Consider the following 15398-nt stretch of genomic DNA (forward strand, 5'->3'; position numbering starts at 1 on the left):
CGGCATAACCTGTAATTGCTGCTTATACTTGTGGCACACAGGGGACGATAAGGGGGGCGACGATGCGTCCACTCACCGATAAGCAAAAATCCCGGCTCTGGGAACAGACACGTAATAGCAATTTTCAGGCCAGCCGTCGCCTCGAAGGCGTATCGGTGCCGCTGGTTACGCTGACTGCCGAGGAGGCGCAGGCTCGCCTCGCGACGCTGCGGAGGGAGTATGAGCGATAAATTTGGCGATGAACGCGATCCTTACCTCTATCCGGCGCTGAACGTCCTGCGCAACCGCCTCGGCATCCGCCAGGCTAAAACGCTGCAGCAGGCTGCCCTGGAGATGACGTCCCTGCGGGCGGCCACCCTGCCGCTGGGCCCGCGGGTGCGCGGCTTACCCTATCTGTGCGCTATTCATCATCAGCTGTATCAGGATCTGTTTGACTGGGCGGGTAGGCTGCGTGAAGTGAACCTCTACCTGGGCGATACGCCGTTCTGCCACTTTGCCCGCATCGAAGAGGAGGGGAATGCCCTGATGCAGGCTCTGGAGCAGGAGGATTATCTCTGCGGCCTGCCGCGGGATACCTTTATCGAACGCCTGAGCTGGTTCTATGGTGAAATTAATGTGCTGCACCCTTTTCGTCTCGGCAATGGCCTGACCCAGCGCATTTTCTTTGAACAGCTGGCGATACATGCCGGCTATCTTCTTGACTGGCGTGACGTCGATCCTGCCGCCTGGAGCACCGCCTGTCAGCAGGGCGCGATGGGCGATCCGGACCCGCTGGCGGCGATCTTTCGCAAAGTGGTAAGCGAAGCGCGGGAATCTGAGTAGAATAGCCCGGTTTGATTGTTCCGGAGCCGCTATGATCCTGCTTATCGATAACTATGACTCTTTCACCTGGAATCTGTATCAGTACTTTTGCGAACTGGGGGCGGAAGTGCTGGTCAGGCGCAACGATGCGTTGACGCTGGAGGAGATAGCGTCGCTGGCGCCGGAGAAGATAGTGATTTCGCCTGGTCCCTGTACGCCGGATGAAGCGGGGATTTCCCTCGCGGTAATCCGTCACTATGCAGGGAAAACGCCGCTGCTGGGCGTCTGCCTCGGGCATCAGGCGATAGCCCAGGCGTTTGGCGCGACCATTGTGCGGGCGGCGCAGGTGATGCATGGAAAAACCTCGCTTATCGAGCATAACGGCGAAGGGGTGTTTCAGGGGCTGAATAATCCTTTGACGGTGACCCGCTATCATTCGCTGGTGATTGACCCGCCGACGCTGCCGCCTGAGTTTATCGTCACCGCCCGCAGCGCCAGCGGTGAGATTATGGGGATCCGTCATCGCGACTGGGATCTCGAGGGCGTGCAGTTCCATCCGGAAAGCATCCTCAGCGAACAGGGCCATCAATTGCTGGCGAACTTTATTAAGCGGTGATTTCGGTTGCCATTGACTGATTTTTTATGCATATTTTGTGATTAGATTATCATAATCGCATCTGCATAACGAAGAGGGATGGGCAAGACATGGCAACTGAACAACCGGCAATCACCCGCGCCACATTCGATGAAGTTATTTTGCCAATTTATGCACCGGCAGAATTCATCCCGGTAAAGGGAAAAGGCAGCCGCGTCTGGGATCAGCAGGGCAAAGAGTATGTTGATTTCGCCGGCGGTATCGCGGTGACGGCGCTCGGCCATTGCCACCCGGCGCTGGTGGCGGCGCTCCACGAGCAGGGCGAAACGCTGTGGCATACCAGCAACGTCTTTACCAATGAGCCAGCGCTGCGCCTGGGACGTAAACTTGTCGATGCCACCTTCGCCGAGCGAGTGGTGTTTATGAACTCCGGTACCGAAGCCAATGAAACGGCCTTTAAGCTGGCGCGTCACTATGCGGTGACCCGCCATAGCCCGTACAAAACCAAAATCATCGCTTTCCATAATGCCTTTCATGGTCGCTCCCTGTTTACTGTCTCCGTCGGCGGGCAGCCGAAGTACTCCGATGGTTTCGGCCCGAAACCGGCGGATATTGTCCATGTTCCCTTCAACGACCTGCAGGCGGTAAAAGCGGTGATGGATGACCACACCTGCGCGGTGGTGGTGGAGCCGATTCAGGGCGAAGGCGGCGTGACGGCAGCGACGCCGGCGTTCCTGCAGGGGCTGCGCGAACTGTGCGATCAACACCAGGCGCTGTTAGTCTTTGATGAAGTGCAGTGCGGAATGGGGCGTACCGGATCGCTGTTTGCCTATATGCACTATGGCGTAACCCCGGATATTCTCACCAGCGCCAAAGCGCTGGGCGGCGGTTTCCCGGTCAGCGCCATGTTGACTACCCACGAGATCGCCAGCGCCTTCCATGCGGGTTCCCATGGCTCAACCTACGGCGGCAACCCGCTGGCCTGCGCGGTCGCCAACGCCGCTTTCGATCTGATCAATACCCCGGCGGTGCTGGATGGCGTGAACGCCAAACGCGAACTGTTCGTCAAACACCTGCAGCAGCTGGATGCCGAGTTTGATCTGTTCAGTGATATTCGCGGGATGGGCCTGCTGATTGGCGCCGAACTCAAGCCGCAGCACAAGGGCCGCGCGCGTGATTTTCTCTATGCCGCTGCGGAAGCCGGCGTCATGGTGCTTAACGCCGGGCCGGACGTGATGCGTTTTGTTCCCTCGCTGATCATCGAAGAGCAGGATATTGCCGAGGGGATGGCGCGCTTTGCCCAGGCCGTGGCAAAGGTGATTAACGGCTGATCTTCCGCAGCCAGATGCCGTGATGCGGCCGCTGACGCCATGCCACTGACGAAATGGTGTGCATGGTGTTCAGATGGCCCAGAATGCGTTGCAGATGCTGCTCCAGGGTGCTTAACGGACCGATCGGCACCTCGCTTTCCGGTGACTCCATAATATTGACATCCCCTGCGCTGCCGGGACCATCGCTGTCCAGCCGCTGCTGACAGCGCTGCAGGGCAATCTCACAGGATTCGAGATAGCGCTGGGCAAGATCCGGGGTGAGCATCGTATGCTCCCGGGCCAAAGTGGTCATGGCGTTGATGTGTTCGACGATAAACTGGCTGTGCGTCACCCATAGCTTCATATCTTCCAGGTAGTGGGTATTAAACCCGGGCTCCTGCATCGCCTGATTCAGGGAGTTGTAGAGCGCGTTGTGCGCCTGATTGACGCGCATGCGCTGGTAGGCCAGCGCGGGCGCTTTGGGGTCGGGGCTGAGGATCAGGCGAATCGCCTGCTGGTCGGCCTCCAGCGCATCGTGGGCGTTTTTTTTCAGCAGGCCGCTCTGCCACTGCGGCCACAGCCAGACCATCCCGCCGAAGGCGATCAGGCAGCCGATCAGCGTGTCGATCAGCCGGGCGATAATAAACTGTTCGCCGTTGAGCGTCAGAAGCTGCAGGGTATATACCGCCGTCACCGTAAACCCCACCATCGCCCAGCCATAGTGTTTGCGGATGATCAGATAGCTGAGCAGTGTGATCAGCAGCATCCCGCTCAGGGTATAGCTCTCCGGAACGTGAAAGTGCAAGGTCAGCCCGGCGATGATCAGGCCGGCGAGCGTCCCCGCCGCCCGGTGGACAATACGAACCCGCGTGGCGCCATAGCCATTCTGTGTCACGAAGAGGACGGTCATCAGGATCCAGTAGGGCTTCGGCAAATGCAGGGCGTTGCCCATCAGGCTGGCGATGCTCAGCATCACGCTGATGCGGGCGGCGTTGCGCAGCGCGGGGGACTTCAGCGACAGATAGTTCTTTAGCGCGGGAAACAGCGGTAAACGACGCTCTTTGTCAGCCATCAGATCCCGGGCATACAGTGGGCGCTGGGTATGCAGCACCCGGGCGATGCGGCTGAAGTGCCAGGCGCAGAAGTGGCCGACCGGGTTATCCGGATGCTGGCGGGCGATCTTTTCCAGGGCGCCGATCTGTTTATCCATCTGGAAACGCTGCGGAAAACGATGATAGAGCATGTCATCCGCCAGCACCCGCAGGCGGGCGGCGACGGTCTGCGCGTTCCAGCGGATCACCGCTTCGGCATGGCTGCGCTCAACCAGCTTTTGCACCTCTTCCGGCTGATGCAGGCTGACCGAAATATGCTCCTGTAGATCCAGCCCCATCTGGAACGCTCGCAGAAGACGTTTGTGGTCGTTACGTTGGTTGGCGGCCAGCATATGCATCTGCTGATAGCACTGGGTGATTAAATCGACCACCTTCTGCTGGCGGATGAGCAGCGGCGGCAGGGCGGTCGAGGGATCGGTATGCTGGGTCAACAGGCTATATTTGGCTTCGCAATAATTGGCCAGTTCCCGGTAGAGCAGACTGAGCGACTCCCGCAGCGGCTGTTCGCGCCACAGCCAGAACCAGAACCAGTTAAACACGCCGTACCATAGCGTGCCGAAGGCGTAGATCAGCAGCGGCTCCCAGACGGGCATATTGCCCGCCAGGCTCAGGGTAAAGATGGCGGCGATCAGCGACGCGGGCAGCAGGCGCGCGTGCAGCGAACTGATTTCCGCGGTGACGCCGAGCAATAGCGCCAGGCCGCTGAGAATAAGCGGCAAAGGTATGGTCTGGGCGAGCAGCAGCTGCACCACCAGGCTGCATCCGGCAAACAGACAGCCGCCGATAATCAGACGCTTAAAAAAGCGCTTATGCGGAGTGTCGAGACCGGCGATGTTGCAGCAGGCGGGAACTAAGGAAAACAGGAGTCCCTGCTGGAGATGGCCGAGCAGAAGACCGATGGCCACAGGCAGACACAGCACCAGCGTTTGCCGCAGTGCATAGTTGACTTCCGGGTGGTAAATCAGCCTGCGCCACATGAGGGAAAAACAAAAACGGCGTACTGCAGGAGCAATACGCCGCTTAGCAACTTAACGGGTGCCGTAGACGACGATAGTTTTACCGTGGGCGGAAATCAGGTTCTGATCTTCCAGCATTTTCAAAATACGGCCAACGGTTTCACGAGAGCAGCCGACGATCTGACCAATTTCCTGACGGGTAATTTTAATTTGCATACCGTCCGGGTGGGTCATGGCATCGGGTTGCTTCGCCAGGTTCAGCAGCGTCTGGGCGATACGGCCCGTCACGTCGAGGAAGGCGAGGTTGCCCACTTTCTCAGACGTCACCTGCAGACGGCGAGCCATTTGCGAAGAGAGACGCATCAGAATGTCCGGGTTCACCTGGATCAGCTGACGGAATTTCTTATAAGAGATCTCGGCCACTTCACATGCGGTTTTCGCCCGTACCCAGGCGCTACGCTCCTGACCCTCTTCAAACAGGCCTAATTCACCGATGAAATCGCCCTGGTTGAGGTAGGAGAGGATCATCTCTTTACCTTCTTCATCCTTGATGAGTACAGCCACGGAGCCTTTAACGATGTAGTACAGCGTTTCTGCTTTCTCACCCTGGTGGATCAGCGTGCTCTTTGATGGGTACTTATGAATGTGGCAATGAGACAAGAACCATTCAAGGGTAGGGTCTGTTTGCGGTTTGCCAAGCACCATGCGCGGTTATCCTCTGTTATAAGCTATCTCCGGGCGCCGACACTACACGGCGTCCGGGCATGCAATCGTATTGTTTCCCTATACCTGGGAAGCTGGCTGATGATTTTTCGACAGCCTGTAATGTGAACTCCTCTGCATACATGCAGTACATCAATGTATTACTGTAGCATCCAGACTGTTTTAGCATAGCTTTCGCCGCATGTCTCCTGGTGTCTCGCTTCAGCATGACGCAGGTCGCCTTCCGTTGCGAGAATTGTTATGTGCGCGTAATCTGACAGGAATATTGCGATACTGGAGTTAAATTTTATGCAAGCGCGTGTGAAATGGGTTGAAGGGTTAACCTTTATCGGGGAGTCCGCGTCAGGACACCAGATTCTGATGGATGGCAACTCCGGAGATAAGGCGCCCAGCCCGATGGAGATGGTGCTGATGGCGGCGGGCGGTTGCAGTGCGATCGATGTGGTCTCTATTTTGCAAAAAGGTCGTCACGACGTGACCAACTGCGAAGTGAAGCTGACCTCTGAGCGTCGGGAAGAGGCGCCGCGCCTGTTCACGCATATTAATCTGCACTTTATCGTCACCGGTAAGGCGCTGAAAGATGGCGCAGTCTCCCGTGCGGTGGATCTGTCGGCAGAGAAATACTGCTCGGTGGCGCTGATGCTGGAAAAAGCGGTGAAGATCACCCACTCCTATGAAGTGATCGAGGCGTAGTCTTCGCCTGCTGATGTGAATGATCTCAACCCCGGCCTGGCCGGGGTTTTTTCTGTTAGCCGATCTTTCGGCCTTCCATCAGACGCTCGACCAGCGGCGCCATAATAAGCTCCATCGCCAGCCCCATTTTACCGCCCGGCACCACCAGGGTGTTCATGTGCGAAATAAACGAGCCCTGTAGCATCGCCAGCAGCCAGGGGAAGTCGATGTTCTGCAGATTGCGGAAATGGATCACCACAAAGCTCTCGTCCAGAGAGGGGATCGCTTTCGCGGCAAACGGGTTGGAGGTGTCCACCGTCGGCACGCGCTGGAAGTTGATGTGGGTGCGGGAAAACTGCGGGGTGATGAAGTTAATGTAATCTTCCATCGATCGGACGACGGAGTCCATCACCGCCTCCCGGGAGTGGCCGCGTTCGCTGGTGTCGCGAATGAGTTTCTGGATCCACTCCAGGTTAACGATAGGCACGACCCCGACCAGCAGGTCGACATGGCTGGCGACATCATGCTGCGGCGTGACAACCCCGCCGTGCAGCCCCTCATAGAACAGCACGTCCGTCGGCTCCGGCAGCGGCTGCCATGGGGTGAAGGTTCCCGGCACCTGATTCCACGGCACGGCTTCGTCATAGGTGTGCAGGTATTTACGCGACTGGCCTTTGCCATGGCGGCCATAGTCGACAAAGGTCTGCTCCAGCAGGCCGAAGTCGTTCGCCTCCGGGCCAAAGTAGCTGATATGTTTGCCCTGATCCCGCGCTTTGCGGATCGCCATGTCCATTTCCGGGCGGGTGTAGCGATGAAAGCTGTCGCCTTCCACCTCCGCGGCGTGCAGATTTAGCTGCGCGAAGATTTTGCGAAAGGCGAGGCTGGTGGTGGTAGTGCCCGCGCCGCTGGAGCCCGTGACGGCGATCACCGGATGTTTGGCAGACATAACAACTCCCTGGTTAAACGATGTAGTGTCGTCGCCTTAGCCGTTAAACAGCGCGCGCGGCATAATATTGACCGTCTCATGCAGTTCCGACCACACGAGGACCGCCTCTCCGCGTTTCAGCTGCTGTTTTACATCGGCGACTTTATCGGCAAGTGAACGTTCATGTTCACCATAATCGGTGCCTTCGCGTAACACAAAGCTTTCAATCAGGTTATCCAGCGTTTCGGGATCCAGATCCTGCCAGGGAATAATCATACGGGAACCTCCAGCCAGCGGTTTAACCAGTCGGGAATGCGTCTTTCCAGCCACATCTCCGGTTTACGCAGGGTGCCGCCGACGAAGCCGACGTGGCCGCCTTGTTCAGTCAATTGATACTCAACGTTCGCCGGCAGTTGCTCCTGCGGGGGAATGGAGTGGTGGTCCATAAACGGGTCGTCTTTCGCATGGATGATGAGCGTCGGCTTAGTGATATCGCTGAGCCGCGGCATGGCGCTGCATTGCCGGTAATAATCCAGCGCATCGGCGAAACCATGGATTTTGGCGGTGATCATGTCGTCAAATTCCCGGATGCGGCGCATCCCTTTGAGCTGGCGTAAATCGACGGGCAGCGAGCCAGGATACGCTTTCAGCTTACGTGAGGCGTTGGCTTTTAACAGATTGAGCAGATAGCGCTGATAAACTCGCGAGAAGCCCTTATCCATATGATAGCTGCAGGCTTCCAGCATGAAAGGCGCGGAAACGATCACCGCCGCATCCAGCGGGCAGCGGTCGCCTTCTTCTGCCAGCAGGCAGCCCAGCATGTTGCCGCCCAGCGAATAGCCGACGGCGGCGGTCGGCGCGGGGCCAAACTCGCGCTGCAGCCAGTGGAGAAACCAGGTGCCATCTTCCGTTTCGCCGGAGTGATAGATGCGGTGATTGCGGTTAGGTTCGCCGCTGCAGCCGCGAAAGTGCATGACCACGCCCAGCCAGCCGCGCTGCATCGCCGCGTGGATCAGGCCATGGGCATACGGGCTGTGCAGACTCCCTTCCAGACCATGAAAGACGACGAGGCGCGGCTTGTGGCGCGCCTGGTGTGGGTCTTCGCTCCAGGCGAGATCGACAAAATCGCCGTCCGGCAGCTCAAGGCGCTGCCAGTGCGGGGTAAAGCGCAATTTACGGCGGATCAGCCGCGGCAGCATGGTTTGCAGATGACGATTGCCCACGCCGCGCATGGGATGGAACTCACGCGAATCGTTTTCGGGGGGCGTCATGTCTGTGGGGATGATTTCAACCATAGCACCAGAATAATTAATAAACGTGATGATGACTATACCGCGCAGGGCGCGCGGGAGTTAGCCAATATGTGGTCTTGTGGCCAATGACGCCCGGTGACACCGAAAACAAACCATTGATGTCATTGATGGCCTGAGCATGGGAATGGCAGAAACCCATTCTGCCCGCGCCGTCGCAGGCAGAATGATGAGGCGGCGTTAGCCTTCCTGAAGCATGCGCTCCAGCTGCTCTTGAGCCTCCAGCCAGGCCATTTCGCACTCTTCCAGCCCGGATTTCGCGCTGGCCTGCTGCTGCAGGCATTCAGTCAGTTCCGCTTTCCGCGAGGCGTCGTAGAGTTCGCTGTCGCCAAGTTTCTCTTCCGCACTGGCCAGCTGCGCGTTGAGCTTGTCCATCTCTTTCTCCAGACGGGCGATCTCTTTGCGCAGCGGTTGGGTCTGGCTGCGCAGCTCCGCTTCGCGACGCTTCTGGTCTTTGCGCGCTTGCGCGCTGTTGCCGCTCTCTTTTGGCGCGTCGCCGCTCTGGGACTCCTGTTTTTGCGAGTCGCTGAGCCACTGCTGATAATCGTCCAGATCGCCGTCGAACGGTTCGACTTTGCCATCGTGGACAAGGTACAGATCGTCGGTGGTGGAGCGGATCAGGTGGCGATCGTGCGATACGACCACCAGCGCCCCTTCAAAGTCGATCAGCGCTTCGGTTAAGGCCTGACGCATATCGAGGTCGAGATGGTTGGTCGGTTCGTCGAGCAGCAGCAGGTTAGGGCGCTGCCAGACGATCAGGGCCAGCACCAGACGCGCCTTTTCTCCACCGGAGAAGCGGCGGGTCTCTTCGCTGACCTTATCCCCCTGGAAACCAAAGCCGCCCAGATAATCGCGCAGCTTCTGCTCCAGCTCCTGCGGCGCCAGGCGCGCCAGGTGCTGCAGCGGCGACTCATCGGCGCGCAGGAACTCCAGCTGATGCTGGGCGAAGTAGCCGAGCTTGATGCCTTTGGCGAGGCCGATCTCGCCGCTCACGGGCTGGAGTTCGCCAGCCAGCAGCTTAATCAGCGTCGATTTCCCTGCGCCGTTGCGGCCCAGCAGGCCGATACGCGACCCCGGCACCAGATTGAGCTTAATGGAGTCGAGGATAATACGCTCGCCATAGCCGGCGCTGACTTTCTCCATCTTCAGCAGCGGGTTTGGCAGACTCTCCGGCTGGCGGAAGCTGAAGTGGAACGGGTTATCCACGTGCGCCGGGGCGATGAGTTCCATCCGCTCCAGCATTTTAATACGGCTCTGCGCCTGCTTGGCTTTGGTGGCTTTGGCGCGGAAGCGATCGATATAGCTTTGCAGATGCGCGACACGCTGCTGCTGGCTTTCGTACATCGCCTGCTGCTGAGCGAGCCGGGTGGCGCGCTGCACTTCAAACGAGCTGTAGTTGCCGGTGTACTCAAACATCGTCTGCTGTTCGATATGGATAATTTTGTCGACGATAGGATCGAGGAAATCGCGATCGTGGGAGATCAGGATCAGCGTCCCCGTGTAGCCCTTCAGCCACTTCTCCAGCCAGATCACCGCATCAAGGTCGAGGTGGTTAGTCGGTTCATCGAGCAGCAGCAGATCGGAGCGGCAGATCAGCGCTTGCGCGAGGTTAAGACGCATACGCCAGCCGCCGGAAAAATCGCTGACCGGCCGCTCGAGCTGTTCATTGCTGAAACCCAGGCCGTGCAGCAGGCTGGCGGCGCGGGAGCGGATGGTCCAGGCGTCGATGGCGTCCAGCTTGCCGTGGACGGTGGCGATGGCATGGCCGTCGTTGCGCTCGTTAGCCTGCTGGAGCGCGGCTTCCAGCTGGCGATATTCGCGATCGCCGTCAATGACATAATCGATTGCCGGCTGCGGCAGGGCCGGGGTTTCCTGATTCACCCAGGCCAGCTGCCAGTTGCCGGGAAAGGTCATACTGCCGCCGTCAGCGCTTATCTCGTTTTTCAAAAGCGATAGCAGCGTCGATTTCCCGCAGCCGTTTTTCCCCACCAGACCGACCTTCTGGCCAGGGTTGATGGTAGCGGTGGCGTTGTCCAGCAGGACGCGTACGCCGCGACGAATTTGTAACGAGGAGAAAACAATCATAAGGCGCCGTATGTTCAGACTATGTTAATTTGTCATTATGATAATGTAGTGTGGAAGCGAATCGCTTCACCGGGCCGCCATGGTAGCCCAAAACGAAGACGATACACAAAGTCATTCTGGCTGTGTCAAAACGCCAGGGCTGTGCAGGCCGCCAGAAGACCTACGGGAGGGGAATGATGTCTCAGACAGCGAAAGTGTTGCTGCTGTATGCCCACCCAGAATCTCAGGATTCCGTGGCCAACCGGGTTTTATTACAACCGGCCTTACAGTTGCCAAACGTCACCGTGCACGATCTCTACGCGCACTATCCGGATTTTTTTATCGATATTGCTCACGAACAGGACCTGCTGCGCCAGCATGAGGTGATCGTTTTCCAGCATCCTTTATATACCTGGAGCTGTCCGGCGCTGCTCAAGGAGTGGCTGGATCGTGTCTTAAGCCGCGGCTTCGCCAGCGGCGCCGGAGGGAACGAACTGGCGGGAAAGTACTGGCGCAGCGTGATCACCACCGGCGAGCCTGAGAGCGCCTACCGTCGCGATGCGAATCGCTATCCGATGAACGATATTTTACGTCCTTTTGAACTGACCGCCGGCATGTGCCGTATGCACTGGATGAGCCCCATTATCGTCTACTGGGCCCGGCGGCAACAGCCAGAGGAGCTGCGCAGCCGCGCCCTGGCCTATCGGGACTGGCTGGCCAACCCCCTTGCCGCCGGAGGTGTCCATGGCGGGATTTGATTTGCTGCTGGCGGGGGTGCTGTTTTTGTTCGCGGCCGTTATCGCCGTCCCTCTGGCTTCAAGACTGGGGATTGGCGCGGTGCTGGGCTATCTGCTGGCCGGGATCGCCATAGGTCCGTGGGGGCTCGGGTTTATCAGCGATGTGGATGAAATTCTCCATTTCTCTGAACTCGGCGTGGTGTTTCTGATGTTTATCATTGGCCTGGAGCTCAATCCCGCCAAGCTATGGCGGCTGCGAAGCTCCATCTTCGGCGTTGGCGCGGCGCAGGTGATGCTCAGCGCGGCGATCCTCGGCGGTCTGTTGATGACGACAGGATTTTCATGGCAGGCAGCGGTGGTCGGCGGGATCGGCCTGGCGATGTCCTCTACCGCGATGGCACTGCAGCTGATGCGCGAGAAGGGAATGAGCCGCAGCGAATCAGGGCAGTTAGGCTTTTCGGTCCTGCTGTTTCAGGATCTGGCGGTGATCCCGGCGCTGGCGCTGGTGCCTCTGCTGGCGGGTTCCGCGGATGAGCATGTGAACTGGCTAACGGTCGGCATGAAGGTCCTGGCGTTTGCCGGGATGCTGATTGGCGGACGCTATTTACTGCGGCCGGTGTTCCGCTTTATCGCCAGCTCCGGGGTCAGGGAAGTGTTCACTGCCGCCACGCTGCTGCTGGTCCTTGGATCCGCCCTGTTTATGGAGGCGCTGGGGCTGTCGATGGCGCTGGGTACCTTTATCGCCGGCGTGCTGCTGGCGGAAAGTGAGTATCGCCATGAACTGGAGATCGCCATCGATCCGTTCAAGGGGCTGCTGCTTGGGTTGTTCTTTATCTCGGTCGGTATGGCGCTGAACCTTGGCGTGCTGTACACCCATCTGCTGTGGGTGGCAGTGAGCGTGGCGGTGCTGGTGGCGGTAAAAATGCTGGTGCTCTATCTGCTGGCCCGTCTCTATGGCCTGCGGAGTTCCGAGCGTATGCAGTTTGCGGGCGTATTAAGCCAGGGCGGCGAGTTCGCGTTTGTTCTCTTTTCGCTGCCCGCTTCTCAGCGGTTGTTCCAGCACGACCAGATGGCGCTGCTGCTGGTGGCCGTCACCTTGTCGATGATGACCACGCCGCTGCTGATGAAAGGGATCGATAAGATACTGTCGCGACGCCTGAATCCAGCAGAGGATACCGATGAGGCGCCGTGGGTAGAGGACGATAAACCGCAGGTGATTATTGTTGGCTTTGGCCGTTTCGGCCAGGTCATCGGTCGCCTGCTGATGGCCAATAAGATGCGTATTACGGTGCTGGAGCGAGACATCAGCGCGGTGAATCTGATGCGCAACTATGGCTATAAAGTCTATTTTGGCGACGCCACCCAGCTGGAACTGCTGCGCTCGGCGGGGGCGGAGGAGGCGCAGTCGATCGTCATTACCTGTAATGAGCCGGAAGACACCATGCGGCTGGTGGAGATGTGTCAACAACACTTTCCACATCTGCACATCCTGGCGCGCGCTCGCGGGCGCGTCGAGGCGCATGAGCTTCTGCAGGCCGGCGTGACGCAGTTTTCCCGTGAGACTTTCTCCAGCGCGCTGGAGCTGGGGCGTAAAGCGCTCATCACCCTCGGGATGCATCCTCACCAGGCCCAGCGCGCGCAGCTGCACTTCCGACGCCTCGATATGCGAATGCTGCGTGAGTTAATGCCGGTGCATACTGATACGGTACAGATATCACGCGTGCGGGAAGCCCGGCGCGAACTGGAAGAGATTTTTCAGCGCGAAATGCAGAAAGAGAGCCGGCAGCTGGACGGCTGGGACGAGTTTGAATAAAGGTAAATCATATGGCAGTACGTAAACGTTTTATTGCCGGGGCGAAATGTCCGGCGTGCCAGGCGCAGGATTCACTGGCGATGTGGCGTGAAAATAATGTCGATGTTGTTGAATGCGTTAAGTGCGGTCATCAGATGCGTGAGGCGGATAAAGAGGCCCGTGAGCATGTACGCAAAGAGGAGCAGGTGATTGGCATTTTTCATCCCGACTAGCGTTATCCGTCGGCTTTTTTTAAGCTAAAGGGTACACGGCAGCAGAATTCCGCTACAATCTGCGCCACTATTCTTCCCATCTCAGGAGATATCATGAAAGTAGCAAAAGACCTGGTGGTCAGCCTGGCCTATCAGGTACGTACAGAAGACGGTGTGTTGGTTGATGAGTCTCCGGTAAGCGCGCCGCTGGATTACCTGCACGGTCACGGCTCCCTGATTTCCGGCCTGGAAAACGCGCTGGATGGCCACGAAGTGGGCGACAAATTTGACGTAGCCGTTGGCGCTAACGACGCTTACGGTCAGTATGACGAAAACCTGGTGCAGCGTGTACCGAAAGACGTCTTCATGGGCGTTGATGAACTGCAGGTTGGCATGCGCTTCCTGGCGGAAACCGATCAGGGTCCGGTACCAGTAGAGATTACTGAAGTTGAAGACGACCACGTTGTGGTTGATGGCAACCACATGCTGGCAGGCCAGAACCTGAAGTTCAATGTGGAAGTTGTCGCCATCCGCGAAGCGACCGCTGAAGAGCTGGAGCACGGTCACGTGCACGGCGCGCATGGTCATGATCACGACCACGATCATGGTCACGATGGCTGCTGCGGCGGTCACGGTCACGACCACGATCATGGCCACGACCATGGTAAAGGCGGTTGCGGCGGCCACGGTGGCTGCGGTTGCCACTAATCTTCGCGCTTCGGCACGAAGACAACAAAAAAGCGGGGAGACCCGCTTTTTTTACGCCTCAATAATGCGGCGGCGGCGTCTCTTCGGCCTGGGAGGCGATATGGGAGGGTTGGGTCGCCTTCAGCTTCTCGATCATCAGACGCATATGCTCGCGCATCTTTGCCATCTCAATCTCGTGGGCGGTTACGGTTTTATTGAGGTCTTCGATGGTGATTTCCTGAAACGCCAGCCGGCTTTCCAGCTCCGCAAGGCGCGTTTCTAATGTGCTATCGTGCATGGGTAACCTCTTTAGTCTGATCCTGCGGGCGGATTCTACTTAAGTTTCCCCCGGCGCGCAGCATCGCTGCGTCCTACAGGAAACTTATTCATACAAAAATAGTCCTAAAAGAGGCGATATTCAGGAACGTCCGTATGTAGATTTTAACGGCGACGTTCTATAGTACGTTTTTTGCTTTTTACGATAACCCTGGGGTGAGAGGCCCCGGCCCTGGAGAAATGGATGAAATCACTGTTTAAAGTAACGCTGCTGGCGACCACAATGGCCGTCGCCCTGAATGCACCGCTGACCTTTGCTGCAGATACCGCGGCGAAAGCAGCCCCGGCGGCTGAGAGTAAATCGGCATTTAAAAATGACGATCAGAAATCGGCCTATGCGCTGGGCGCGTCCCTGGGGCGTTACATGGAAAACTCCCTGAAAGAACAAGAAAAACTCGGCATTAAGCTGGATAAAGCCCAGCTGATCGCCGGCGTACAGGACGCGTTTGCCGATAAGAGCAAACTGTCCGACCAGGAGATCGAACAGACTCTGCAGGCCTTTGAAACGCGCGTGAAGACCGCGGCTCAGCAGAAAATGGAAAAAGACGCCACTGAGAACGAAACCAAAGGTAAAGCTTTCCGTGACAGCTTTGCCAAAGAGAAGGGCGTGAAAACGTCGAAAACTGGCCTGCTGTATAAAGTCGAGAAAGAAGGCACTGGCGATGCGCCGAAAGACAGCGACACCGTGGTGGTTAACTACAAAGGTACGCTGATCGACGGCAAAGAGTTTGATAACTCTTATACCCGCGGCGAGCCGCTCTCTTTCCGTCTCGACGGGGTGATCCCGGGCTGGACTGAAGGCCTGAAGAACATCAAGAAAGGCGGCAAAATCAAGCTGGTCATTCCGCCAGATCTGGCCTACGGCAAAACCGGCGTCCCGGGCATCCCGGCCAACTCTACGCTGGTCTTTGATGTAGAGCTGCTGGATATCAAACCGGCGCCGAAGGCAGATGCTCAGCCGGAAGCCGCTGGCGATGCGAAAGCCGCGGACGCGAAAGCTGACGCTAAGAAGTAATCGGGTTCAGGCCGCCGTCTCGTCAGAGGCGGCGGCTTTTTTATTGAGCGCAGATATAATTAAAACTGGAAAGATCCTCAGGCGCTGTATTACTTTAGATAGCTTAATAATGATGATGAGCCTGCCCTGACAATAACGACAGGCTCCTGAA

17 protein-coding genes are annotated in these 15398 nt (G+C 57.8%); 10 read left to right on the forward strand and 7 right to left on the reverse strand.

Going from position 1 to position 15398, the window contains the following annotated elements:
• The first annotated feature begins 62 nt into the window (after positions 1 to 62).
• The 4 genes from LGM20_RS01920 to argD all read left to right on the forward strand — a co-directional run bounded on the left by LGM20_RS01920 (position 63) and on the right by argD (position 2727).
• A complete protein-coding gene (locus LGM20_RS01920; RefSeq protein ID WP_004202194.1) occupies positions 63 to 230 on the forward strand; it encodes a YhfG family protein in 168 nt (55 codons plus the stop codon).
• Entirely contained in the window at positions 220 to 822 is a 603-nt protein-coding gene (locus LGM20_RS01925; protein WP_032454217.1) for a putative adenosine monophosphate-protein transferase Fic, read from the forward strand. Before LGM20_RS01920 ends, LGM20_RS01925 begins: the two co-directional genes overlap by 11 nt.
• Before the next feature lie 31 nt (positions 823 to 853).
• Complete coding sequence (pabA, locus tag LGM20_RS01930; RefSeq protein ID WP_044524952.1) at positions 854 to 1417, forward strand: aminodeoxychorismate synthase component 2; 564 nt, start codon at positions 854 to 856, stop codon at positions 1415 to 1417.
• Between the two features lie 89 nt (positions 1418 to 1506).
• Entirely contained in the window at positions 1507 to 2727 is a 1221-nt protein-coding gene (argD, locus tag LGM20_RS01935) for a bifunctional acetylornithine/succinyldiaminopimelate transaminase (protein WP_032454216.1), read from the forward strand.
• Here the strand turns inward: argD and LGM20_RS01940 are convergent.
• Both LGM20_RS01940 and crp read right to left on the reverse strand, forming a co-directional pair.
• On the reverse strand, positions 2717 to 4795 hold the full coding sequence (locus tag LGM20_RS01940; protein WP_023291181.1) for a YccS/YhfK family putative transporter: 2079 nt from the start codon (positions 4793 to 4795) through the stop codon (positions 2717 to 2719). The genes argD and LGM20_RS01940 overlap by 11 nt on opposite strands.
• A gap of 51 nt (positions 4796 to 4846) precedes the next feature.
• Positions 4847 to 5479, reverse strand: a complete 633-nt coding sequence (gene crp / locus LGM20_RS01945) for a cAMP-activated global transcriptional regulator CRP (RefSeq protein ID WP_000242758.1) — start codon at positions 5477 to 5479, stop codon at positions 4847 to 4849.
• Between the two features lie 306 nt (positions 5480 to 5785).
• Here crp and LGM20_RS01950 point away from each other — a divergent pair, with 306 nt between their 5' ends.
• Positions 5786 to 6190, forward strand: coding sequence for an OsmC family protein (locus LGM20_RS01950; RefSeq protein ID WP_044524950.1), 405 nt, complete (start codon positions 5786 to 5788; stop codon positions 6188 to 6190).
• 55 nt (positions 6191 to 6245) lie between these two features.
• Here the strand turns inward: LGM20_RS01950 and LGM20_RS01955 are convergent, their stop codons facing one another.
• The 4 genes from LGM20_RS01955 to LGM20_RS01970 all read right to left on the reverse strand — a co-directional run bounded on the left by LGM20_RS01955 (position 6246) and on the right by LGM20_RS01970 (position 10489).
• On the reverse strand, positions 6246 to 7115 hold the full coding sequence (locus tag LGM20_RS01955; RefSeq protein ID WP_004202201.1) for a phosphoribulokinase: 870 nt from the start codon (positions 7113 to 7115) through the stop codon (positions 6246 to 6248).
• A gap of 36 nt (positions 7116 to 7151) precedes the next feature.
• Complete coding sequence (locus LGM20_RS01960) at positions 7152 to 7370, reverse strand: YheU family protein (RefSeq protein ID WP_002920151.1); 219 nt, start codon at positions 7368 to 7370, stop codon at positions 7152 to 7154.
• The gene (locus tag LGM20_RS01965) at positions 7367 to 8326 is read right to left on the reverse strand and encodes a hydrolase (RefSeq protein WP_229588929.1); all 960 of its coding nucleotides are present in this window, start codon (positions 8324 to 8326) and stop codon (positions 7367 to 7369) included. Before LGM20_RS01965 ends, LGM20_RS01960 begins: the two co-directional genes overlap by 4 nt.
• Positions 8327 to 8584: 258 nt before the next feature.
• Positions 8585 to 10489: an ABC transporter ATP-binding protein gene (locus LGM20_RS01970; RefSeq protein ID WP_023291178.1), complete on the reverse strand. Its 1905-nt coding sequence runs from the start codon at positions 10487 to 10489 to the stop codon at positions 8585 to 8587.
• 173 nt (positions 10490 to 10662) lie between these two features.
• Between LGM20_RS01970 and kefG the strand changes: the two genes are divergently transcribed.
• From kefG to slyD, 4 genes are all read left to right on the forward strand, one after another.
• On the forward strand, positions 10663 to 11226 hold the full coding sequence (gene kefG / locus LGM20_RS01975) for a glutathione-regulated potassium-efflux system ancillary protein KefG (RefSeq protein ID WP_004202208.1): 564 nt from the start codon (positions 10663 to 10665) through the stop codon (positions 11224 to 11226).
• The gene (gene kefB, locus LGM20_RS01980; RefSeq protein ID WP_004202210.1) at positions 11213 to 13018 is read left to right on the forward strand and encodes a glutathione-regulated potassium-efflux system protein KefB; all 1806 of its coding nucleotides are present in this window, start codon (positions 11213 to 11215) and stop codon (positions 13016 to 13018) included. The genes kefG and kefB overlap by 14 nt, the downstream gene beginning before the upstream one ends.
• Before the next feature lie 11 nt (positions 13019 to 13029).
• Positions 13030 to 13230 (forward strand): YheV family putative zinc ribbon protein, encoded by a 201-nt coding sequence (locus tag LGM20_RS01985; protein WP_002920143.1) that lies wholly within the window; start codon positions 13030 to 13032, stop codon positions 13228 to 13230.
• A 93-nt stretch (positions 13231 to 13323) separates the two neighbouring features.
• On the forward strand, positions 13324 to 13917 hold the full coding sequence (slyD, locus tag LGM20_RS01990) for a peptidylprolyl isomerase (RefSeq protein WP_004202213.1): 594 nt from the start codon (positions 13324 to 13326) through the stop codon (positions 13915 to 13917).
• A gap of 58 nt (positions 13918 to 13975) precedes the next feature.
• Here the strand turns inward: slyD and LGM20_RS01995 are convergent, their stop codons facing one another.
• Positions 13976 to 14194 (reverse strand): protein SlyX, encoded by a 219-nt coding sequence (locus tag LGM20_RS01995; protein WP_002920136.1) that lies wholly within the window; start codon positions 14192 to 14194, stop codon positions 13976 to 13978.
• Between the two features lie 222 nt (positions 14195 to 14416).
• Here LGM20_RS01995 and fkpA point away from each other — a divergent pair, with 222 nt between their 5' ends.
• The gene (gene fkpA / locus LGM20_RS02000; RefSeq protein WP_004202215.1) at positions 14417 to 15247 is read left to right on the forward strand and encodes an FKBP-type peptidyl-prolyl cis-trans isomerase; all 831 of its coding nucleotides are present in this window, start codon (positions 14417 to 14419) and stop codon (positions 15245 to 15247) included.
• Positions 15248 to 15398: the final 151 nt, after the last annotated feature.

Source organism: Klebsiella quasipneumoniae subsp. quasipneumoniae, assembly GCF_020525925.1.
GTDB classification, from domain to species: Bacteria; Pseudomonadota; Gammaproteobacteria; order Enterobacterales; family Enterobacteriaceae; genus Klebsiella; species Klebsiella quasipneumoniae.